Here is a 21,072-nt window from a genome sequence, read left to right as displayed (position 1 = left end):
GTCCGTCCGATCCTCAGCCAGCAGGCCCGGTCCAGAAGAAATGACCGACCAGCAGCCCCGCCACGAATGCCAGGAAGAGCGCCAGCAGCACGAACAGCGACCACGCGACCAACGCGACCCTCGGGATCACCACGTCCCGGCCGGATCGGCCCCGCGGGCCCTCGCTCGGCTCGGAGGCCGACGTCGGTTCCCCGGCGGGAGGGCGTCGCCGTCTTCTTCTCGGCGGCTCGGCGGCGATCGAGGGCGGATCGGGCTCGAACACGATCGCCGGACCGGCATCGACCGGCTCCGGCAGACCAATGCTTGGAGGCTCCCTCGCGCCGGCCCCGCTCGGCTCCTCCCGCGGATCCTCCTGCGGAGGCCCCCATGGGGGCGGGAGCTCTCCCGAATCGTCGGGGAAGAGGGTCCTCAGCTCCTCCTCCTCCAGGTCGACCGCGTCGAAGAACCCCCCGGTGCCGGCCGGGGAGGGCGAGGGGGCGGAAGAGAGCCAGGGAGCCTCGGCCGGCCGAGGCTCGACGACGGGGGAGAGCGGGGGCCCTCCGGTCTGATTGTCCGGGATCGGCACGGTCAACGCGGCGCCGCACTTGGGGCATGTGACCGACTTGCCCGCCCGGGAAACCGAGACGCCGAGCAGCTGGCCGCAGCGGTCGCATCGGAACTTCAGCGGAGCGGAGGCCATCGGAGCGAGGTTCTCGGGTCCGGATCGACGAAATAAGGGACGGTGGCCTGACGTCCCAGAGTATGTCGCGATCGCGCCCGCCGCCAGCGAGGCGCGGCCCGTCTCGCATCGAGGCCGCTTGACCCGGTCGACCCGGCGGCCAGAATGGTGGGGCGGCCGGGGAGGTGCCCCCCTCCGGTCTTCGATGCCCTGCGAACGGACGCGAACCCGGGCGATCTCAGGAAGCCCCGGCTCTCCAGGCTCCCTGCCCTCGATCCCGGCCCCTCCGGCCCGCACCGGGCCGATCCCGGGCCGCTCGACCCGATCGGAAGACCAAGGAGGCCCGATGACCAGCTCGTCCCCGAGGCGGTCGCCCTCGCCCTCGCCCTCGCTCGCGTTGCTGGCCCCGACCGTGGCGGTCGCCCTGCTTGCCGTCGCGATCGCCCCCGGGCCGGCCGCCTGGGCCGACCAGGTCGTGCTCAAGAACGGCGGCCTGATCACCGGCATCGCCGAGCGCGACAACGCCTACATCATCGTCTACGACGGCCTCAAGCGCACGGTGATCCGCCAGACCAAGGTCGACCGCATCGTCCCCGAGCCGGCCTCCGAGCGGCAGAAGGAAGAGCGCTTCTCCCTGGTTCAGCCCCTGGAGGTCCATGGCGGCGAGATGCCCTCGCATGCCATCCGGATCCGGGCCTCGGAGTGGGACGAGCTCGGCCGTCGGACGTTCGAGTACTCCTGGTACTCCGGACGGTCGCTCCGCAGCAATCGCATGACCCAGGCGATCAACGAGATCGGCCCCGATCTCGTCAAGTTCCGCGGCATCGACGGCTTCTGGGTCTCCCAGGTGGCCACCTCCCAGGTCCCCCGCTCGGTGATCCTTGGCCTGCTCGACCGCGTCGACCCGACGAACAAGAACGAGCGCCTTCGGGTCGGCCGCTTTCTGATCCAGGCGAAGTGGTACGACGAGGCCCTCGCCGAGCTCGACCGCCTCGGCGACCGCTTCCCCGAGCTCTCCGGCACCGTCGCCCTGGTCCGCACGACCGTCCGGGACCTCCAGGCCGAGCAGGCGATCGCCGAGGCCTCCCGGATGATCGCCGTCGGGCAGCCGAACGGCGCCGAACGCCGGCTGGCCGAGTTCGACGCCGAGGGAGTCTCCGTCACCGTCCGAGATGACCTCGAGCGGACGCTCCTGGAGATCCGGCAGGAAGCCGAGAGTCATCGCCGGTTCGGCTCCGACCTCCGGGCCGCGCTGGTTGCCTCCCCGGAGGAATTCCGGCGCGACTTCGGCTCGGCCGTCACGGAGATCCTCCAGGCGATCGACGCGGTTCCCGACGCCGTCGCCGACCGCCTCGCCCCCGCCCGCCCTGCGGTCGGCGAGGACGGGACCCCGATCCCCCCTCAGGTCCGCCTCTGCCGGGCCCTGTCCTCCTGGGTCGTCGGCCCCGAGCACGCCGTCGATGACGCCGAGTCCGTCCGAGCCCTCTGGGACGCCCGAGACCGCATCCTGTCCTATCTCGCTTCCTCCGACCCCGCCGAGCGGGATCGCCTCCGCTCGGAGCTCGAGGGCGGGGTCAGCTCCGCCGACGGGACCCCCACCGCCGCCGTCGACCTGGAGACCGCCTCCCGGCTCATCCGACGCCTGTTCCCCCCCCTGGCGAGCGTCAACCCGCCGAAACCCGGGGAGCCGACGATGCTTCGGGTGATCGACGACCCCAACGTCACTCCCACCGAATACGGCGTGCTCCTCCCCCCCGAGTACCACCCGATGCGGCCCTACCCCGCGGTGGTCGCCCTGCACGACGGCCGGGGGGCACGCTCGGCCCTGGACTGGTGGGGCCCCGAGGCCGCCCGCCACGGGTTCATCGTCATCGCCCCGGAGTACCTGAGGGCCGACGACGAGCCCGACTACCGCTACTCCTCCGACGAGCACGCCGCCGTCTTGCTCTCGCTGCGAGACGCGCGCAAGCGGCTGTCCATCGACCCCGACCGCATCTTCGTCGCCGGGTCGATGATCGGCGGCAACGCCTCCTGGGACATCGGCCTCGCCCACCCCGACGTCTTCGCCGGGGCCGTCACCCTCTCCGGCCTGCCGGCCAAGCACGTCGGCAAGACCCGGGTGCACGCCGAGTTCGTCCCCCTGTACGTCGCCATCGGAGACATGGCCACGGCCTCGACCGACGCCATGGTCTTCGAGATGGTCAAGGGGCTGATCAGCAAAGCCTGGGACGTCACCTACGTCGAATACTTCAAGCGAGGTCTCGAGCCCCTCCCTGAGGAGCTGCCTGCGGCCTTCGACTGGATGAGCCGACGCACCCGGACCCCCCGCCTCAAGCAGTTCGAGGTCGTCGCCTCCCGCCCCGGCGACGACCGTTACTTCGGCCTCGTCATTCGGGGCTTCTCCCCCGGCCATACCCCCGATCCCGGGACCGTCGACGTCTTCGGCACAAAGCTCGACCCCGCCACCCTCCAGTGCAAGGTCAGCCAGGCGAGCAATCTCATGAGTTTGACTGTCAGCGGCATCACCGCGCTCGACGTCTGGCTCGACCCCGAATACTTCGACTTCGACGATCGCATCCAGATCCGGGTCAACGGTAAGCGCCTCCTCTACGACCGCGTCAAGCCCGACCTCGGCGCCCTGCTCGAAGACGTTCGCATCCGGGGCGACCGCACCCAGCTCTACTGGGCCAAGATCCCGCTGGGAGACCGCTGAACCCCAGCCGGAAGACCGGGAGACCGGGATCGACCTCGCTTGCGATTGCTGTCGTTGAGCGACTCGGTGTCCCGGCCTGTTCCCCGTCCTGACGGGCCAGCGATCCCCTGAGCTCGCCGCGCTCAAGGAGGGACGGGACGATTGTCGTCCTCGGCGGTCCTGGGCGCCTTCCCAATGCGATCGCGTCAACGCGATCGAGTTGCTCTTGTCGAATCGATCAGAGATGATCGTTCCTAGCCGCGTCCCCCGCAGTCTCGCCCGGATCTCGTCCCGCCATGTTCCTCCGATCGATCCGATTGCAGCACTGGGCCTGCCATCACGCGCTTGACCTGGAACTGGACCCCGGCCTGAACGTGGTCGTCGGCCCGAACGGCGTCGGCAAGTCAACCCTCTGCGGGGCGATCATCGCCGCGTTGACGGTCAAGCATTCCTCAAAGGACCGAGACCTCCGACAGCTCGAGCCCTGGGGCGTCGAGGGATGCGGCCCGACCGCGGAACTCGTCCTCTCCCGCCCCGACGGCGAGTGGCGGCTCGCCAAGACCTTCATCCACGAGCCCTCCGCCCGCCTCGAACGGCGGGAGGGGAACCGCTGGGCCCTCCGCCACCGGGGCAAGTCGGCCGAGGAGGAGCTCACCCGCTGGCTCGACTCGGATGGGGCCGCCGGCCGTCTGCTGCTCGAACTCTGGAGCCCCCAGGTCGACCCGACCCGACTGTTCGACACCCCCTCCCGGAACGGCCGGCTCTCCCCCTCCTCGATCCTGGGAGCCAGCCTGGCCGACCGCCTCCAGGCCACCGAGGCGACCGGCCCGTTCGCCCTCGCCCGACGGCTGGTGGCCGATCAGGTCGCGAAGTCCTTCACCCCCGTCAACCGACAGGTCCGGGTCGGATCCGAGCTTCAGCTCGCCGAGCTCGCCCGCCGGGAGGCGGAAACCCGCTGGCTCGAACTCTCCCAGCGCCAGGACGAGCTCTCCCGACGCGTCGAGGAGTATCGTCGACTCGAAGCGGAACACCGCCTCCACCGTCAGGAACGCGACCGACTCGCCGAGCAGGCCGATCGCCGACGAGCCGACCGGGAGGCGTACCGGCGCCGCCTGGAGACACTCCGGGCCGCGGAGGACGAACTCCGCCGTCTCCAGGACGCCGTCGACCGGGCCGATCGCGACCATCGCCGCCTGCTGCTCGCCGCCGAGGAGGCCAACGCCGCCGAGACTCGTCTCGCCGAGCTTGAACCCCGCGCTTCCTCGCTCGCCGAGGAGGCCGGCCGGGCCGAAGCCGACCTCCAGGCCGCCGAGCATCGCCGAGCGGAGGTCGCCTCCCACCTCGACGAGCTTGCCGTGCTGCTCGACCGGCTCAATCGCCTGGACGACGCCGACCGGGCGCGCTCCGCCCGCCTCGCCGAGGAACAGGAGGCCGCCCGGACCCTCTCTCGGGCCGAGGCGGCCCGAAACGAGGCGTCCCGGATCGTCTCCTCCGCGCAGGAGGCCCTTGCCCGAGCGGAGGCCGACCGCATCCTCTCCCAGCGTGCCGAGCTGACCAGGGCCGTCCGAGACGCCAACGCCCGAGCCCTCGCCGCCCGAGTCCGATACCAACGGGCCCAACACCGGCTCCTCCGCGCCGAAGCCGATCGCCTCGACCGGACGCTCGAACAGATCAACGCCCGACTGGCCGAGCGATCGGCCCTCGGTTCTCCGGATGACGAACCGATCCCAACCGAGGACCAGCTCCGGGAGCTCCGTTCCCGATCGGCCGAACTCGACGCCCGGGCCGCCGCGCTCGAGGCGGACGCTCTCTCGCTCCGCTTCGAGGCCGATCGCCCCATCTCCGCCCGCCTCTCGGCCGATTCCGAGGAGGAGGGCGATCCCATCGCCATCGCCGCCGGGGGAGCGATCGACGCCCGGGCGATCGGGAGCCTGATCCTGGAAATCGAGGGAGTCGGCCGCGTTGCGATCTCCCGCACCTCGGCCGCTCCCGAGGAACGCCGTCGCCGGCTCGAGGCCGACCGCCAGGCCTTCCGCGACCTCCTCGCGAGCTTCGGTGCCGGTTCGGTCGAGGACCTGGAGGCGAGGCGGTTCCGGGCCGACCGACGAACCGCGCTCGATGCCGAGCTGGCGGCCCTGCTGTCGGCCGGAACGGCCGAGTCGCTGCGACGTCGTCGCGACGAGATCGACCAACAGCTCGCCTCCTTGACCCTCCCGGCCGACCTCGACGAGGGGGAACCGGAGGACCATCCTTCGATCGAGACACTTCGATCGGATGCGGACGCCGCCGATCGAGCCCTCGCCGTCGCCCGCGATCGACTCGACGCGATGGGAGGCGACGTCGATCCGGGGCCGGTCGCCGACCTCGCCGAGGCGGATCGCCAGGTCAACCAGGCGAGGCAAACCCTCGACGAGGCCAGGCTGACGCTCGAAACGGCCCAGCTCGAGGTGGATCGAACCCGGGATCGTCTCGTCGAGGCGAGGGCCCGCCTCCAGGACGCCGATCGGCTGCTGTCGGAGGAGAGCGGCGATGACCCCAACGCCGCGTCCGACCTCCGGTACCACATCTCCTCGATCCGGCAGAAGCTGATCGTCTGGGACGCTGATCCGCCCGGCACCACCGCGCAGGCCGTCCGTCTCCGTCGCCAGGCGATCGAGAACGAGGTCGAGCAACATCGCCGCCGCCGAGACTCGGCCGCCTCCGCGCTTGCCGAGCTTGATCGAGATCGAGCCGCCGCGATCGCCTCCCGAGACGCCGCCCGCCGTCGGCTCGACGAGCTGGCGGCGGAAGGCGACGACGGCGGCTCTCCCGGGGATCGCGCCGCCCTCCTCGACGACCTTCGCCGCGATCTCCACCGCGCCGAGGCCCGGGTCCTCCTGCTTCGGGAGGAACTCGGATCGGATCCGACCGCCGATGATGACGCCTTCGAGTCGCTCCGCAGGGAGAACGCCGAGCGATGCCGCCAGAGCGAACAGGATCTGGCCGTCCTGCTCCGGGAACTGGAGCTGCTCGGCGCCGATGGGCTCGACACCCGGCTCGCCGAGGCCTCGGAGAAGCTGGACGAGACGAGGGCTCGATTCGCCCTGCTCGATCGCGACGCCTCCGCCTGGCGGCTGCTCGATCGTATCCTCGGCGAGGTCGAGTCGGATTGCTCCCGGGACGTGGCCCGACAGGTCGAGGGGCTCTCGGCCCGATGGGTCGAACGGCTCTCGGGCCGGAACGTCCGGTCGGTCACGCTCGATCCCGACTCCCTCTCCCCCGTCTCCGCCCTGGCCGACGCCTCCGGCCTCGCCCGGGCGCTAGAGCTCTTCTCCCGAGGGACCCGAGAGCAGGTGGCCCTGGCCTGCCGCCTCCAGCTCGGCGTTCTGCTCTCCCAGGACGCCCGCCAGATGATCCTGCTCGACGACCCGCTCGCCCATACCGATCCCGACCGGCACGGTGAGGCCCTCGATGTGCTCACCGAGGTGGCGAGTTCCCTCCAGGTGGTGATCTTCTCCTGCCACCTCGACCGCTACGCCCGCCTCTGGGAGGAGGGCCGGGCCCGTCGGCTCTCGATCGTCGGGCCGGATCGGGCCGAGGAGCCTCGCCCCGCCGTCCCGGCGGCCGGGGGCCTCGGGCCGTGATTGGTCCCACCCTGGCGGGCCTCGTCGGGCCGGGTAGAATGGCCCGACGACCCGACCTCCCCCGGCCCCGCTCCCGACGGGGCCGCGACGACCGAGACGGAGCCCGGCCCATGCCCTCCCCGAACGAGTTGTACGATCAGGCCGTCGACCTGCGCGACGCCGGCGACAAGGACGCCGCCATCGCGAAGCTCGAAGAGGCCGTCGAGGCCGACCCCCGACACGCCCTCTCTCACGGGCTGCTCGCCCGCCTCTGCGCCGACACCGGCCGCTTCGACGACGCCCTGATGCATGCCCAGCGGGTCGTCGAGCTCGAGCCCAACGACCCCTTCAGCTACACCGCCCTCTCCGTCATCTGCCAGCGTTGCGGACGCATCCCCGAGGCCGAGGAAGCCATGGCCCGCGCCCGCATGATGCAGATGGGCCTGGACTGACCCCTCGATCGCCCCCCCTCCGGAGCCCCGCCGATGACCGCGCTGCTCGCCCTGCTCCTGCTCCTGCCGATCGCCCCGCCCGCCTCCCCCGGCGCCGACTCGGCGTGGCTCAACGCGGAGCTCGACGGCCTGCTCGGCCTCTATCGCCACCTGCATTCCCATCCCGAGCTGTCCTATCACGAGGAGGAGACGGCGCGTCGGATCGCCGCCGAGCTGAAGGAGGCGGGGGTCGACGAGGTGGCGACCGGCATCGGCGGCTTCGGCGTCGTCGGCGTGATCCGCAACGGCCAGGGGGCGACCGTGCTCGTCCGCACCGACCTCGATGCCCTTCCCGTCGTCGAGGAGACCGGGCTGCCGTTCGCCAGCACCGTCCGGACCTCAGACGACGCGGGCGAGACGGTCGGCGTGATGCACGCCTGCGGCCACGATGTGCACATGACCTGCTTCGTCGGCTCGGCCCGCTGGCTTTCCTCGCATCGCGACTCCTGGTCGGGCACCGTCGTCCTCGTCGGCCAGCCGGCCGAGGAGCGTGTCGGCGGGGCAAAGGCCATGCTCGAGGACGGGCTCTACGAACGCTTCCCCCGGCCAGATTTCGCCCTGGCCCTCCATGTCGCCTCCGACGTCCCCGCCGGTGTCGTCGCCTATTGCCCCGGCCCCGCGCTGGCGAGTGTTTCCAGCGTCGATATCACCGTCCGGGGCAAGGGGGGCCACGGCGCCTACCCGCACCGGACGGTCGACCCCATCGTCCTGGCCTCCTCGCTCGTGATGGAGCTGCAGACGATCGTCAGCCGGGAGGTGGCCCCCACCGACCCGGCCGTCCTCACCGTCGGCTCGATCCACGGCGGCTCGAAGCACAACATCATCCCTCCCGAGGTCGCGCTGCAGCTCACGCTCCGGTCGTATTCGTCCGAGGTCATGGACCAGCTCATCGACGGCATCCGCCGCCGCTCGATCGCCCTCGCGGAAGCCCACCAGGCCCCCGAGCCCACCATCACCATCGGCGACTCGACCCCGCCGACGGTCAACGACGACGCCCTCGTCTCCCGGGTCGTCCCCGCCATCGGGGAGGCCCTGGGCCCGGAGAACGTCGTGCCCGCCGAGCCCGTCATGGGGGCCGAGGACTTCGGCCTCTTCAGCCTCGATGGTGCCATTCCCAGCTTCATGTTCTGGCTTGGCGCCGTCCCCCCCGACCGCTACCAGGAGGCGAAAGACGGCGGCGCCCCCCTGCCCTCGCTTCATTCCCCCCTCTTCGCCCCCGACGCGACGTCCGCCATCCCGACCGGAATCCGGGCGATGACCGCCGCCCTGGTCGAGCTCCTGCCGGCGGGAGCGTCCGGGGGAGCGCGCTAATCGCGAGGAGATCTGGTCAAATGGGTATCTCCTACGACGAGGCGAGGCGTCTGCTCGGCGAGTGGACCTCCTCCCCCTCGCTGCTGGCTCACGCCCGGGCGGTCGAGGTCGTGCTGCGGAAGGCCGCCCACCGCTACGGGGGCGGCGAGGCCGTCGAGGAACGCTGGGCGATCACCGGTCTGCTGCACGACGCCGACTACGACCGGTGGCCCGAAGAGCATCCCCGCCGGATCGTCTCCTGGCTGGAGGACCACGGCGAGCCCGAGATCGCTCACGCCATCTCCGCCCACTTCACCCGCTGGGGAGTTCCCGCCGAGTCCCCGCTCGACCGGGCCCTGCTGGCCTGCGACGAGCTGACCGGCTTTGTGGTGGCCTGCTGCCTTGTGCGCCCCGACGGCATCACCTCGCTTGCTCCCTCCAGTGTGAAGAAGAAGCTGAGGGATCGCGCCTTCGCCGCCAAGGTCGACCGCGATGAGGTCCGCCTCGGCGTCGAGGGCCTGGGAGTGCCGATCGAGGAGCACATCCAACTGATCATCGACGCCCTGGCTCCTCACGCCGAGGAGCTGGGGATCGGCCCGAAGGCGTGACGCCCGGGGAGCCCGAGGGCCCCGTGGCCCCGCCCGTCGAGGGCGGCTAGAATCGGTCGAGCCGACTCGATCGGGCCGGGTCGCGCCCGCCGTTCCCTCCCCCCCCCGGAGTCGCTCACCATGCGCCGTCGGACCCTCTCCCGGATCGCCGCCGCGATCGCCCTGACCGCAACGGGCGCCCTCGCCCTGGAGGTCGCCATGTCCCAGGACTCGGCCAAGCTCGGCTACGACGACACTCCCTTCCTCCCCGGCAGTCCGTATCGGGTCCACGACGGCACTCGGCCCCAGCCGCCGGTGATCGATCCCGGCACCGCCAGCACCCAGGACGCCCCCGGGAGGCCCCCGTCCGACGCCGTCGTCCTCTTCGACGGCACCGACCTGTCCGCCTGGCAGCTCCCCGACGGCCGGCCGGCCCCTTGGTCGGTCGAGGACGGCGCCATGGTGATCGCCCCCCGTTCCGGCTCGATCGTCACCAAACAGGAGTTCGGCGACTGCCAGCTCCACGTCGAGTTCGCCACTCCCGAGCCGGCCTCCGGCACCGGCCAGGGCCGGGGAAACAGCGGCATCATGCTCTTCGGGAGGTACGAGATCCAGGTGCTCGACTGCTTCGAGAACCAGACCTACCCCGACGGCCAGACCGCCGCCATCTACGGGCAGTACCCGCCGCTGGTCAACGCCTGCCGCCCTCCCGGCCAGTGGCAGACGATGGACATCGTCTTCGAGGCCCCTCGCTTCAACGACGATGGATCGGTCGCCTCGCCCGCCTACGCCACCGTCTTCCACAACGGGGTGCTTGTCCATCACCGCCGGGCGTTGCTCGGCGCCGTCGCCTTCCGGGCGGTCGCGGAGTACTCCCCGCACGGGCCGAAGGGGCCGCTCATGCTCCAGGACCACGGCAACCCTGTTCGGTTCCGGAACATCTGGATCCGCGAGCTGGAATCGGGAGACGAGGGCTGACCCCGCTTTGATCCTCCCGGTCGACGGCGCGGCGGGCTCCCTCCCGCCGCGCCCCGCCCCCGGGCATCCCCCGAGGAGCGATCCTCACATCATCGGGGGCACAGAACCGATGATTCCCGGCCCCGGCGCGCCCAGGGGCATCATCGGCGCGCCGAATCCGGCGGGAGCCCCTCCCATTGGGTCGGGAGCGGGCATCGGATACGCGATCGGGGCCGCCGGGGCGTATCCGTGCGGCAGGACGTATCCGTGCGGAGCCGCTGGGGTGCCGTAATGGTGGCAGGACGGCCCGCAGTGATGGACAGCGGGCTTCACCCTGGGCAGAATGCGGCTGATCCTCGGCAGGTGCGGCCGGTGAGCCTTCTTGCGGTGGCACGCTTCGGCCGAGGGAGCGGGGCCGATCAGCAGCACGGCCAACCCCAGCGAGGCGGCCAGTCCGAATCGGCGCATCGGGCGAGTCATGGGTCGGTCTCCTCCGTCGGGACTCCGTCCGGCCGGGCGACGTACCTGGCCGGCCCTCCTCGTCCCCCGGTGAGGGCTCCCTCCCCCGGCATCAGGTCCACCCGCGCCCCGCGACGCTGCGCGGGCCGGGAGACCGAGACAGGTTCCCTCGTCCTACCGGCCGTGACACCCCGATGTCAAGGCTCCAGAACGGCTCCCCGAGGTCACGACGACGGGATTGGTATTAACGTCAGCCTCCGAATCAGCCAGGTCCCATCCTCAGTCCGAGTCCGGAGCTGGACGAACTGGAGCGTGGGGGAGCTCGATCGGTTGGGCTCGAAGGTCCCGCCGATCAGGAGCAGATCCGGCCCGACGAGCCTCGCGTACTCGACCACGTTCTTCGACCGCACCGACGCGGCGTTGGAAAAGAGGTCAGTATAGAGCGTCCGAATCGCTTCCCTGCCCTCGTACGTTGTCGAATCGAACCCGTCCTCGGATTGAGAAATCAATTCGATCACGGCGTCCTCGGCGTAGGAGTTCGCCAGCGCCGCGACGTCCTTGTTGTTGAATGCCGAAGAACCATCCTCCAGCAGCCGAACGGCGATCTCCTGGGCATCCTGCACGGCGGGAACCGTGGCGACCGCGGCGCCGAGGGCCAGCAGCAACATCGAGGTCATGCGTGTCCTCTCTGGTTGGGCCTGGTTCTGAACCGATCGCTCTGCTTCTGATCCGCCGGAGGAAGGTCTGAGCCCGGGCCCCGAGCCGTCCAGCGGCCGGGCCATCACCATCCCCTGGTGACGGCCGCGTCCCGATCCCCGAAGAGCTGCACGACCCGGTCGATCCGGGTGATCTCGAACAGCTCCCTCAGGTCGTCCTTCAACCCGACGATCCGGAGGCGCCCGCCTGCCGGCCGAAGCTGGCGGTCGAGCCGGATCAGTGCCCCAAGGCCGAGGCTCGTCAGGAATCGCACGTTCGAGCAATCGAGGATCAAACGACACCAGCCCCGCGCCGAAGCGGCCGCGATGAGCGCCTCACCAAGCTCCTCCGGGAGCCGGTCCCCGATCAGTTTCACCTCGACGAAGTCGCCATGCTCGACCGCACGGAAGGACTCCGCCTCTCGCCAGGGGGATGCGACGCTCATGGGCTTGCCTCGCAACGCCGGGAGGCCGCCCAGGAGCGGGCGGCCAGGGGCCCATCGTATCCGAACCACCCGATCTCATCGATCCTGATTCGCCCTCTTCTCCCAGATCGCGGCGATCGCCGGTTCCGAGCCGGGGCCCACTTCCCCCAGCACCAGAGCCGCCCGGTCCTCCCCGACCGACGGACCGAGCCTGAACCCTGCCCCGAGCCGCCCCCCCACCCAGGCGATGTCTACCCCCGGCAGGAGATCGGCGAGGAACCACCCTCCGGCGCCTCGGTGTCCCGGCCGACCGCCGCCTCGACGACCGGGGAGGCGGCCAGGTCCGGGAACCGATGCTCCGGGAACCGGCCCGCGGCGGCCAGGCTCTCAGGAGCCGGGAGCCGGTCCCCCTGGTTGGCTCGAAGGCCGGCCCTCGGATGTCGGCGAGGTCACCTGCTCCCCCCGACACGACCTCCCCGGCGCCCTTGCCTCGTCGAACTGCGCCCTCGCCCACGACCACCCCTGGAAATCACCGCGACATCCCGCCCCGCCTTCTCCCTCCGTCCCCGTCTCCCCCCGGCATGACGATCCACTTCGCGGACCGAGAATTTCCGCTGTTTTTTCCAACCGTCCGTGATAGAATCACAATGGCCGGTTGGATGATCGAGCAAGCGACGCAGGTTCTCCACGAGCTCGCCCCCGCTTCCCGTTCTCGCCTTTCCTGCCGACGGGCGTCCGAAGCCCTCGTTCCACTCGACCCGGAACGCTTCCCCGCAGGGTCGCTCATGCCCAATGCCCAGGAGATCTTTGGTGGGCAAGAAGTTATACGTCGGTAACTTGACCTTCAAGGTCGACAGTTCCGAGCTCGAGCAACTCTTCTCCCAGTACGGCACCGTTCAGAGTGCCCAGGTCATCCAGGATCGAGACACCGGCCGCAGCAAGGGCTTCGGCTTCGTCGAGATGGACACCGATGATCAGGCCCAGGCCGCCATCGATGGCCTGCATGATCAGGAATACCAAGGGCGTCGCTTGACCGTCAACGAGGCCCGCCCGCGAGAGGATCGCGGTGGCGGCGGCCGGGGCGGCTACGGCGGCGGTGGCGGCCGGGGCGGCTACGGCGGCGGTGGCGGCCGGGGCGGCTACGGCGGCGGTGGCGGCCGGGGCGGCTACGGCGACGGCGGCTTCTCCGGCGGCCGTTACGGCGGTGGCGGCCGTTATTGATCCCGTTCTCGGGATCGGTTCGGGAGGCCGCCCCGCGCCTCGGCGTCCCGAACTGGTGACACTTCTGATCGCGGCGGGGCTCCGAAGAGGACCCTCTCCCCTGACCCGGGGCCTGCATCCAGGCCCCGGTTTCGTTTTCCTCACCGATGCGGCCGCTCGGATCGATCACGGTCGGTTCGAGGGGAGACTCAATCTGGGGTCCGGTCGACCTCCAGCGCGAGGGCAATGACCACCCGGACAGGGCGACTCCGAGCCCGGCTCGCCCTCAAGCCGCCCGATCGGTGTTCCAATGACCAGGGGAACCCGCTCGGCCCACCGCGGTTTCCCAGACGCGAAACCGTTCGAGGGGATCGTGGCGGCGCTCGCATCGAGACCGAATGGTTCCTCTCCGATCGAAGCCTGGGGGCCCCTTCCTCGAAGTTGTGAATTTGAAAATTTTTTCCCTTCCCTTGCGGGAACATCTCCTGTACAATCAGCTCGGCTGGTTGGATGATCGAGCAGGCGACTCCCGTTCTCGAAGAGCACGTCCCCCGCTCATTCCTCTCTCCCTCTCGCCGCGGGCTCCGAGCGACGCGAGCCCCGTCCCCCTCGACCCGGGACGTTTCCTTGGGGTCGATTCCCCCTCCATCCGGAGCGGTTCGTTGAGCAAGAAGCTGTACGTCGGCAATCTGAGCTACCAGGTCGACGACGCCTCGTTGGAGACGCTCTTTTCCCACTTTGGCTCGGTCCAGAGCGCGCAGGTCATTCAGGACCGCGATACCGGCCGCAGCAAGGGCTTCGGCTTTGTCGAGATGGACACCGAGTCCGAGGCCCAGGCGGCGATCGACGGCCTGCACGACTACGAGTATGGCGGACGTCGCCTCACCGTTAACGAAGCCAAGCCTCGGGCCCCCCGCACTGGGGGCGGCGGCCGAGGCGGCTACGGCGGCGGTGGTGGCTACGGCGGCGGCCGTCGTTATTGACCACCCCCCTCGCCCCAGGTCGAACTCGGGGCGATTCCATCGATCACTCGCGACATGAGACGACCCCGCGTTCCGCTCCTCGGAGCGGAACGCGGGGTCTCGTGCGTTGGGATCGAACTCAGAATCGATCCGGCAAGAGGATGCCCGGCGAGCAGCTCAGACTTTCGGCTCCCAACCCTCGGCGTAGTCCCGCTTCCAGAGGGCCATCGCCTCGGCGTCGTCCAGGATCCGGCCGCTGGAGGCGTCGCACGTCAGGGAGCGCCCCGTGCGCTGCGCGATGTTGCCCAGGTGGCAGAGCAGCGTGCTCTTGACCCCCTTGTCGATCTCGGCGTTCAGGTCGAGCGGTGTGTCGTTCCGGATCGCCGACACGAAGTTCTCCAGGTGCTCGGGCTCGCCGAGGATTCCCCGGACCGACTTGATCTGCTTGCCGGCGTTGTCCCGGATCGTGTACGAACCGTTCCCGAACAGCTCCAGGGCGCCTTCGGTTCCGTAGAAGACGACGAAGGGGCCGGGGTCGTTGCCGTTGCAGCTGAGGCCCTGCCAGTCGGCGGAAATCCGACCGGGGAACTCGAAGGAGACGGTGTGGGTGTCGGGCGTCTGCTGGTCGTCGTCGAAGGCGAAGCGGCCCCCGGTGCTGACGACGTGGATCGGGTAGTCGACCTTCAGGCCCCAGCGGACCAGATCCAGCGCGTGCACGCCGTTGTTGCCCAGCTCGCCATTGCCCCAGTGCCAGAACCAGTGCCAGTTGTAGTGGACGACGTTGCTCTTGTACGGCTTCCTCGGCGCCGGCCCTTGCCAGAGCTCGTAGTCGAGGTTGGCCGGCGGCTCCGACGGGTCGGCGTGGCCGATTGAGCCGCGCCGGTTGAAGTAAAACGACCGCGCATGATAGACGCGGCCAATGGCGCCGTCGTCCAGGGCGGCGACCGCCTCGATGATCTGGGGGCTGCTCCGCCGCTGAGTGCCCAGTTGCACCGCCTTGTTCGCCCTTCGGGCGGCGGCAACCATCAGCTCCCCCTCGTGCGGGTTGTGGCAGGCCGGCTTCTCGACGTAGACATGCTTGCCCGCCTGGCATCCCAGAATCGTCGCCGGGCCGTGCCAGTGATTCGGGGCGGCGCAGACGAGGGCGTCGACCTCTGGGTCGTCGAGAATCCGGCGGAAGTCCTGGATCGCCTCCGGGCTCTGGTCCTCGCCGGCCTTGCGGACGGCGTCGGCCCCCGCGCCGGCGCGGTCAAGGTCGACGTCGCAGCAGTACTTGACCGTCACCCCGGGCATCTGGGCGAACCCGGTGGCCAGCGCCCGGCCCCGGCTCAGGCCCATCACGCCGACCGTGACCCGACGGCTGGGAGCCCGGTCCTGGGCCCAACCCGTCGCGGCGGTGAAGGCCAGGGATCCGACGGCCGCTCCCGAGCCTCCCAGGAAGTTCCGACGGTTGATCGATCCAGTCATCGTCGCTGCCCTCCGATCGTCGAGTGGCGAATCGCCCGGCCCGCTCGCAGCCAATCGGCGCGCGGGCAGGATCGGCCTGCCAGGCTAAAGCGACAACCTCGCGAAGTCCAGCATCGGACTTGCTTCGCACACCGTCTCTCAACGAATTAAGCCAGGCACGGCGGCGAGAGACGGTCAAGAGAACGCAGGAATAGGCCGAAACACGGGTGATCATCCCGCCGCGACGAGCGAGGTCCACCTCCTGTGGGCCTCGATCTTCGCGCGGTCGGGTGATCGAGACGTCGGAGCCCGGCGCAGGCGAAAGCAAGCGCCCGACCTCGACGCGGTGCAAGACGAGAACGGCCAGCGCGTCCTTGCAGGCCGATTCCGCCATGCTCTTTTTTGAAGATGAGGAAAGTCGATCGGATCGGGGCCGGCCACGATCGGCACAACCCCGGGGGAGTGGTCACCGCTGCCGCCATGCCGCAAGGGTTGGTTCCGGAGCACCTGACGTGGTGCGTGCTTGGCGTTCCTCGCGTCGTCGTGGTCGCCAAAATACGTCGGCTCGCCCCGACCGTCAAGTCTATTTCTTGGCGCATCGAGCAGTCTCCGCCCCGCCTTGATCGTCCGGCCGGGGCCGATCGACCGACCGCGGGCCGATCGAGCCCGGCGCCCCGATCGCGCCGGATGGCCCCGCGCTCCCCTTGTCCGGGACGCTGGGGATCGTCAGTCTGAGGCTGGTCCCTCTCCTGGAGGAGTCGCGATGCGCATCGGGCTCGACCTGTACACGATCGGCCACCTTGGATTGTCGCCGTTCGAGGCGCTTGACTTCGCCTCCTCGAACCGGCTCAACGGCGTCCAGTTCCTCGAGCCCTCAGCGATCGCTCCCGATCTGGATCCGGATCGGCTCCGAGACGTCCGGCGGCGGGCCGATCGGCTGGGCCTCTACGTCGAGGTCGGCCTTCCCTCCCCCAATCCCTTCGGCGGGATGAGCCCCCCGGGGGCCCCGATCGACCCAGAGGAGCGCGCCTCCTGGTTCCGCCCTCATCTGGAGGCCGTGGCCGCCCTGGGGGCAACCCATGCCCGCGCCGTTGTCGGGAACCGGCACGACCGCTTCCGCATCGACGTGCCCTGGGCTCGGCAGCTCGAGGCGACTTCGAGGACGCTCCTCGCACTACGTCCCCTCCTCCGGGATCTCGGCCTTCGCATCGCCATCGAGACACATGCCGACCTGACCTGCGACGAGGTGCTCGCTCTGGTCGATGCCGTCGGCGATGACGTGCTCGGCGTGACCCTCGACACCGGCAACCTCCCGATGCGGCTCGATGATCCGATCGAGGCGGCCGATCGACTCTCCCCGCTCGTCCTGATGACTCACACCAAGGATGCGGCCCTGGCCTTCTCGCCCCGGGGGTTGCTCTGGCAGGCGAGACCGGTCGGCTCGGGGGTCATCCCGGTCGCCGAAATCCTCGAGCTCCTCCGCCGACGACGGCCGGGGCTGAACCTCTCGATCGAGCTCCACCCAAGGACCTACGATCTGCCGATCTTCGACCCCTCCTGGCTCGCGTCCTTCCCGGAGTTGCGCCCATCGTCCCTGGCGGCGGTTGTCCGCCTGGCGGTCGAGGGGGAACGGCGCATCGTTCGGGGGCGGATGCCGGGGCTGGCGGAGGTCGAGCAGGTCCCCTGGCCCGACCGGGCGGCGGACTGGATCGCCCGTTCGGTCGCCTTCCTCCGGTCGGTCGTCGGCCGGGGGGGAGGCTGATCACTCCGGATCAGTCCCCGTCGAGGGGAGATTCGTGGTAGAGCTTCAGGTAGCTCTCGTAGCGTCCTTCGTGAATGAGGCCCCGGGCGAGGGCGTCCTTGACGGCGCAATCGGCCTCGTGGATGTGGGAGCAGTCCGGGAACCGGCAGTGGGGGATGTAGGGACGGAACTCGATGAAGTACAGCTCCAGCTCCCAGGGCTCGACGTCCCAGAGCTCGAACTGGCGGAGCCCCGGCGTGTCGACGACGTAGCCGCCGCAATCCAGTCGGAGCAATTCCGCATACGTGGTCGTGTGCTTCCCCTTGCGCGTCCAGGAGGAGACCTCGCCGACCCTCAGGTTGAGCCCCGGCTGCACGGCGTTAAGCAGCGAGCTCTTGCCCACGCCGCTCTGACCGGACAGGGCGGTCGTCCCCTCGGAGAGCACCTCCCGGAGCCGGTCGATCCCCAGGCCGTCGCTGGCCGAGCAGGGGATGACCTCGTAGCCAAGCTGGGCATAGAGGCCGAAGACCCACTGATAATCGGCCAGCGACACCAGGTCGGCCTTGTTCAGGACCACGACTGGCGTCACCCCCCCCTTCTCAGCCGAGATCAGGTAGCGGTCGATCAGGGGCAGCTTCAATTCCGGCTCGACGAACGCCGAGACGATCAGGAGCCGGTCGACGTTCGAGACGATCACGTGCTCCCGGTTGCGATAGCCCCGGGTGACCGTTCCCGACCGGGGCTCGACTTTCTCGATCAGCCCCTGATCCTCCCCGCCGGGCCGGAACCAGACGCGGTCGCCGACGGCCACCACGTTCCGGCCGTCGATCGCCAGGTTCTTCAACACCCGACGCACGCCGCACCGGAATCGCCGGCCGTCCTGGGCCTCGACCACCGACACCAGCCCGTGCACCCGGAGCACACGACCCGCCACACATTCCGACAGATCGACCGCCAGCGCGGCCATCGGATCGTCGGCTTCGTCCGGCTCGACCCCTTCGTCGACCTCCTGGATGATCGTCCGATGCCGGGACAGGGCCCCCTTGGCTCGAACGCGCTCGGCCGCGACCGGATCGGCCCCGCGAAGGTCCCCCTCCTCGAAGCGCCGGGTCAGATCGTTGGCTCGGGTGCGATTCTGCCGGTTCTTGCGGAACGCGACGCGGACCTTCTTCTTCTTCGCCACGGTCGAGCGCGGCCCCCTTCTGGGTGCGGTCCTCGGGTGTCGGTCAGGCGATTCCCCCGGGGGAAGGGTATGGGCCGGACCGAGCCGGTGTCAATCGCTTCCGGGTTGTTGGCGCACCCTCGGCGCGACGGATACGATGCGGGTTGTGCGATCGGTTGATCGCCCGCCGCGACGCACCGAGCGCACCCCGATCCGACGCGGCGGGCCCTGGGGTCGATCGAGACGAAAGGACCGATCCGTGCGACGCGAATACCGCCGAACCCGAGGCGTCTTCCCGCTCCTGGCCGCGACGCTCGTCCCGCTGCTGTTGCCGAGTCTCGCGGCGGCCCAGCGCCGGGGAGACGACGAGGGCGGCCGCGGCGCCGCGGCCCCGATCCCCGGGGCCGGCGGCCAGTTCCAGGGCCAGCCGGGCGGGTATCCGGGCGCTCCGGGAGGCTACCCTGGAGGCTATCCCGGGGGCTACCCGGGGGGACCCGGCGGCCAACGGGGAGGGCCTCCCGGCGACCAGGGCCCCTCCCCCGAGCCTTCGCCGGCGGCCAACCTGGATGCCGTCCCCACCGACACTTCCCCCCTCGCCCGATACGTTCCCGCCTCGGCGGCCGGACTGTATCTCGAATTCCCCGGACTCTTCGCCAGCCCCGACGCCTGGCGAAAATCGGCGGCCCACGGCCTCCTTAATGAGACGAGCCTCGGCGAGATGATCCGATCGGTCCTCGCCCAGTTCATCGAGGCCGCCCCCGACGCCCCGGCCGGCGTCATGACCGGGCCCGAGGTCGTCGCCGTCGCCGAGCACGTCGCCCGACACGGCTTCGTCCTCGCCTCCCCCGCCGACGCCGAGCGGCAGTCCCGGTTCGCCGTCCTCGTCCTGCGCAACGCCGCCCACCGAGAGGTCCGCGGCCTCTTCGGCAAGCTCATCGGCACCATCGCCACGCCGGGGACCAAGCCCCAGGTCGAGGCGAAGGGGGGCTCCCGACAACTCGTGAAGATGGGCCTCCCCTCCTTCGCCAGCGACGGCGAGGCCGACTGGGCCTGGTGGATCGAGGGGGACGACCTCGTCCTCATCTTCAACGGCTCCGACGGCGCCGACGCCGTCATGGCCGCCCTCGACGGCCAGGAACTGAACGCGGTGGACGACCCCATCCGCCAGGAACTCATGGCCGCCGAAGGCTCCTTCCAGCCTCTCGCCTTCGGCTCCTACCGCCTCGACCGCCCCGGAGCCTCGGCCCAGGAGCAGGCCTTCGCTCGCGAGAACGGCCTGAGCCGGGTGGACTTCCGCTGGGGATTCGACGGCGAGGAATCCCTCAGCGTCGTCCGACTGGCCGCCCCCGCCCCCAGGCAAGGGCTGATGACCCTCCTCGACCAGTCCCGCATCCCTCTCGGTGAATTGCCTCCGATCCCTCGGGAGATGTCCGGCCTTTCGGTCCTCTCGGTCGACCTCGCCGGGTTACTCGGCGCGATCGAGGCGATGGCCGCCCAGGCCGGTCCTCAGATCGCCGGCCCGCTGCGGGACTTCGAGCAGGCCGTCCAGAACCGGGCCCGCTTCGACCTGAAGACCGAGCTGCTCTCGGAGCTCGGCCCAAAGATCGCGACCTACACCCTTCCGACTCCTCCCTCCCGGCCCTCGGGGAACAACCCGCTCTCCGGTGTCTTGAACGCGCTCGGGGGCCTCGGCCTGCCGCAGTTCGTCGTCGCCATCGAGGTCAAGGACGCCGAGGCCTTCAAGCCGAAGCTCGACGCCCTGATCCTGGCCGTGAACGATCAGCTCGCGGCCCTGCTTCCGCCTCCTCCCCCCCCCGAGGAGCCTCGGGAGCCCCAGGGGGGCCAGCGCGGCAACCGCCGAGCCCCCGACGAGCCCGAGCCCCCGAAGTTCTCTCTCACCCTGGCCGAGCCGCGGACCTACCTCCTCAAGCTCCCCGAGGGACTCTACGGCCTGACCGGGTACCAGCCCACGATCACCCTCGGCAAGGGGTACCTGATCCTCGCCTCCAACCCGGTCGCCGCCCGGCAGTGCCGGGAGCTCGAATCGGCCGACGACTCCGAGCGTTGGACCGCCCCCGGCGATCTGGCCAGCCGGCTCCCCGTTGACGTGACAATGCTCTTCGTCAACGAGCCGAGCGAGTCCTTCCCCGCCGCCATCGCCGCCCTTCCCGACGCGCTGAACCAGGCGATCGCTCTGGCCGCCGCCCGATCCCAGCTCCCCGCTCCCGGCGATCCGGCGGGCCCTCCCCCCCGCGGTCCCGGCGGCCCCGGCGGAGAACGGGCGTTCGACGCTCCCCGGCCCGGCGGGCGTCCCGGCGAATTCGGGGGCTCGGGAGTCGGCTCCCGCTCCCCGGATGAGTTCCAGGGCCAGCCAGGATACGGGCCCCAGGGCGCGATGGCCGTCTCTTCCGGAGGGCCCGGCATGGCCCCTCCCGGTCGGGGAGGCCCCCAGAACCAGCCCCCCCCCCAGATCCGGATCTCCTCGGAGCTGATCCCCTCGACTGACGCCCTCCGGGCCTTCCTCTCCCCGGCGATCTACAGCGTCTCCGTCGACGACTCCGGGATCCGCCTCGAGGCCCGGGAGCCCTTCCCCGCCCTGTGGGGGCTCTCCGGGATCGGCACCGGCCTCTCGATGCCCATGCCCATTCCCATGCCGATGGGGGCGCCTTCCGGCCCCGGCGCTCCCCGTCGAGGGAACTGAACCG

16 protein-coding genes are annotated in these 21,072 nt (G+C 70.3%); 10 read left to right on the top strand and 6 right to left on the bottom strand.

Annotated features, from left to right (window positions below; all coding sequences use genetic code 11):
• Positions 1 to 13 precede the first annotated feature (13 nt).
• Positions 14 to 679, bottom strand: a complete 666-nt coding sequence (locus TsocGM_RS11065) for a hypothetical protein (RefSeq protein ID WP_126725428.1) — start codon at positions 677 to 679, stop codon at positions 14 to 16.
• Positions 680 to 1,004: 325 nt separating this feature from the next.
• Here TsocGM_RS11065 and TsocGM_RS11060 point away from each other — a divergent pair, with 325 nt between their 5' ends.
• The 6 genes from TsocGM_RS11060 (at position 1,005) to TsocGM_RS11035 (ending at position 10,298) form a co-directional block, all read left to right on the top strand.
• A complete protein-coding gene (locus TsocGM_RS11060) occupies positions 1,005 to 3,371 on the top strand; it encodes a carboxylesterase family protein (RefSeq protein WP_126725427.1) in 2,367 nt (788 codons plus the stop codon).
• A 275-nt stretch (positions 3,372 to 3,646) separates the two neighbouring features.
• Positions 3,647 to 6,973, top strand: a complete 3,327-nt coding sequence (locus tag TsocGM_RS11055; RefSeq protein ID WP_126725426.1) for an AAA family ATPase — start codon at positions 3,647 to 3,649, stop codon at positions 6,971 to 6,973.
• 110 nt (positions 6,974 to 7,083) lie between these two features.
• Entirely contained in the window at positions 7,084 to 7,404 is a 321-nt protein-coding gene (locus tag TsocGM_RS11050; protein ID WP_126725425.1) for a tetratricopeptide repeat protein, read from the top strand.
• A gap of 33 nt (positions 7,405 to 7,437) precedes the next feature.
• A complete protein-coding gene (locus tag TsocGM_RS11045; RefSeq protein ID WP_126725424.1) occupies positions 7,438 to 8,754 on the top strand; it encodes an amidohydrolase in 1,317 nt (438 codons plus the stop codon).
• A gap of 20 nt (positions 8,755 to 8,774) precedes the next feature.
• A complete protein-coding gene (locus TsocGM_RS11040; RefSeq protein WP_126725423.1) occupies positions 8,775 to 9,341 on the top strand; it encodes an HD domain-containing protein in 567 nt (188 codons plus the stop codon).
• Positions 9,342 to 9,461: 120 nt separating this feature from the next.
• On the top strand, positions 9,462 to 10,298 hold the full coding sequence (locus TsocGM_RS11035) for a 3-keto-disaccharide hydrolase (protein WP_126725422.1): 837 nt from the start codon (positions 9,462 to 9,464) through the stop codon (positions 10,296 to 10,298).
• 84 nt (positions 10,299 to 10,382) lie between these two features.
• On the opposite strand, the gene TsocGM_RS11030 is transcribed toward TsocGM_RS11035, so the two are convergent.
• The 3 genes from TsocGM_RS11030 to TsocGM_RS11020 all read right to left on the bottom strand — a co-directional run bounded on the left by TsocGM_RS11030 (position 10,383) and on the right by TsocGM_RS11020 (position 11,877).
• Positions 10,383 to 10,757 (bottom strand): hypothetical protein, encoded by a 375-nt coding sequence (locus tag TsocGM_RS11030; RefSeq protein ID WP_126725421.1) that lies wholly within the window; start codon positions 10,755 to 10,757, stop codon positions 10,383 to 10,385.
• A gap of 203 nt (positions 10,758 to 10,960) precedes the next feature.
• The gene (locus TsocGM_RS11025; RefSeq protein WP_126725420.1) at positions 10,961 to 11,413 is read right to left on the bottom strand and encodes a YybH family protein; all 453 of its coding nucleotides are present in this window, start codon (positions 11,411 to 11,413) and stop codon (positions 10,961 to 10,963) included.
• Between the two features lie 104 nt (positions 11,414 to 11,517).
• On the bottom strand, positions 11,518 to 11,877 hold the full coding sequence (locus TsocGM_RS11020; protein ID WP_126725419.1) for an STAS domain-containing protein: 360 nt from the start codon (positions 11,875 to 11,877) through the stop codon (positions 11,518 to 11,520).
• A 789-nt stretch (positions 11,878 to 12,666) separates the two neighbouring features.
• Between TsocGM_RS11020 and TsocGM_RS11015 the strand changes: the two genes are divergently transcribed.
• Together TsocGM_RS11015 and TsocGM_RS27000 are read left to right on the top strand one after the other, a co-directional pair.
• Positions 12,667 to 13,077: an RNA recognition motif domain-containing protein gene (locus tag TsocGM_RS11015; protein ID WP_199756757.1), complete on the top strand. Its 411-nt coding sequence runs from the start codon at positions 12,667 to 12,669 to the stop codon at positions 13,075 to 13,077.
• A 641-nt stretch (positions 13,078 to 13,718) separates the two neighbouring features.
• The gene (locus TsocGM_RS27000; protein ID WP_126725418.1) at positions 13,719 to 14,039 is read left to right on the top strand and encodes an RNA recognition motif domain-containing protein; all 321 of its coding nucleotides are present in this window, start codon (positions 13,719 to 13,721) and stop codon (positions 14,037 to 14,039) included.
• Between the two features lie 156 nt (positions 14,040 to 14,195).
• Here the strand turns inward: TsocGM_RS27000 and TsocGM_RS11005 are convergent, their stop codons facing one another.
• Positions 14,196 to 15,485: a Gfo/Idh/MocA family protein gene (locus tag TsocGM_RS11005; RefSeq protein WP_126725417.1), complete on the bottom strand. Its 1,290-nt coding sequence runs from the start codon at positions 15,483 to 15,485 to the stop codon at positions 14,196 to 14,198.
• Between the two features lie 742 nt (positions 15,486 to 16,227).
• Here TsocGM_RS11005 and TsocGM_RS11000 point away from each other — a divergent pair.
• Positions 16,228 to 17,226 (top strand): sugar phosphate isomerase/epimerase family protein, encoded by a 999-nt coding sequence (locus TsocGM_RS11000; protein WP_126725416.1) that lies wholly within the window; start codon positions 16,228 to 16,230, stop codon positions 17,224 to 17,226.
• A 10-nt stretch (positions 17,227 to 17,236) separates the two neighbouring features.
• On the opposite strand, the gene rsgA is transcribed toward TsocGM_RS11000, so the two are convergent.
• Positions 17,237 to 18,388 carry a ribosome small subunit-dependent GTPase A gene (gene rsgA / locus TsocGM_RS10995; protein WP_126725415.1) on the bottom strand — a complete coding sequence of 384 codons (1,152 nt, stop codon included), beginning with the start codon at positions 18,386 to 18,388 and terminating at the stop codon, positions 17,237 to 17,239.
• A 238-nt stretch (positions 18,389 to 18,626) separates the two neighbouring features.
• On the opposite strand from rsgA, the gene TsocGM_RS10990 reads away from it, so the two are divergent.
• Positions 18,627 to 21,068: a hypothetical protein gene (locus TsocGM_RS10990; RefSeq protein ID WP_126725414.1), complete on the top strand. Its 2,442-nt coding sequence runs from the start codon at positions 18,627 to 18,629 to the stop codon at positions 21,066 to 21,068.
• Positions 21,069 to 21,072 lie beyond the last annotated feature (4 nt).

The sequence above is a fragment of the Tautonia sociabilis genome (genome assembly GCF_003977685.1).
GTDB classification, from domain to species: domain Bacteria; phylum Planctomycetota; class Planctomycetia; order Isosphaerales; family Isosphaeraceae; genus Tautonia; species Tautonia sociabilis.
The sequence above is the reverse complement of the archived record's forward strand: the minus strand, read 5'-3'. Positions and strand labels throughout refer to the sequence as shown.

What these genes read in the sequence shown, in the direction of transcription:
- TsocGM_RS11065 (WP_126725428.1), bottom strand. Translation starts at nt 679, where the DNA reads ATGGCCTCCGCTCCGCTGAAGTTCCGATGCGACCGCTGCGGCCAGCTG.
- TsocGM_RS11060 (WP_126725427.1), top strand. Translation starts at nt 1,005, where the DNA reads ATGACCAGCTCGTCCCCGAGGCGGTCGCCCTCGCCCTCGCCCTCGCTC.
- TsocGM_RS11055 (WP_126725426.1), top strand. Translation starts at nt 3,647, where the DNA reads ATGTTCCTCCGATCGATCCGATTGCAGCACTGGGCCTGCCATCACGCG.
- TsocGM_RS11050 (WP_126725425.1), top strand. Translation starts at nt 7,084, where the DNA reads ATGCCCTCCCCGAACGAGTTGTACGATCAGGCCGTCGACCTGCGCGAC.
- TsocGM_RS11045 (WP_126725424.1), top strand. Translation starts at nt 7,438, where the DNA reads ATGACCGCGCTGCTCGCCCTGCTCCTGCTCCTGCCGATCGCCCCGCCC.
- TsocGM_RS11040 (WP_126725423.1), top strand. Translation starts at nt 8,775, where the DNA reads ATGGGTATCTCCTACGACGAGGCGAGGCGTCTGCTCGGCGAGTGGACC.
- TsocGM_RS11035 (WP_126725422.1), top strand. Translation starts at nt 9,462, where the DNA reads ATGCGCCGTCGGACCCTCTCCCGGATCGCCGCCGCGATCGCCCTGACC.
- TsocGM_RS11030 (WP_126725421.1), bottom strand. Translation starts at nt 10,757, where the DNA reads ATGACTCGCCCGATGCGCCGATTCGGACTGGCCGCCTCGCTGGGGTTG.
- TsocGM_RS11025 (WP_126725420.1), bottom strand. Translation starts at nt 11,413, where the DNA reads ATGACCTCGATGTTGCTGCTGGCCCTCGGCGCCGCGGTCGCCACGGTT.
- TsocGM_RS11020 (WP_126725419.1), bottom strand. Translation starts at nt 11,877, where the DNA reads ATGAGCGTCGCATCCCCCTGGCGAGAGGCGGAGTCCTTCCGTGCGGTC.
- TsocGM_RS11005 (WP_126725417.1), bottom strand. Translation starts at nt 15,485, where the DNA reads ATGACTGGATCGATCAACCGTCGGAACTTCCTGGGAGGCTCGGGAGCG.
- TsocGM_RS11000 (WP_126725416.1), top strand. Translation starts at nt 16,228, where the DNA reads ATGCGCATCGGGCTCGACCTGTACACGATCGGCCACCTTGGATTGTCG.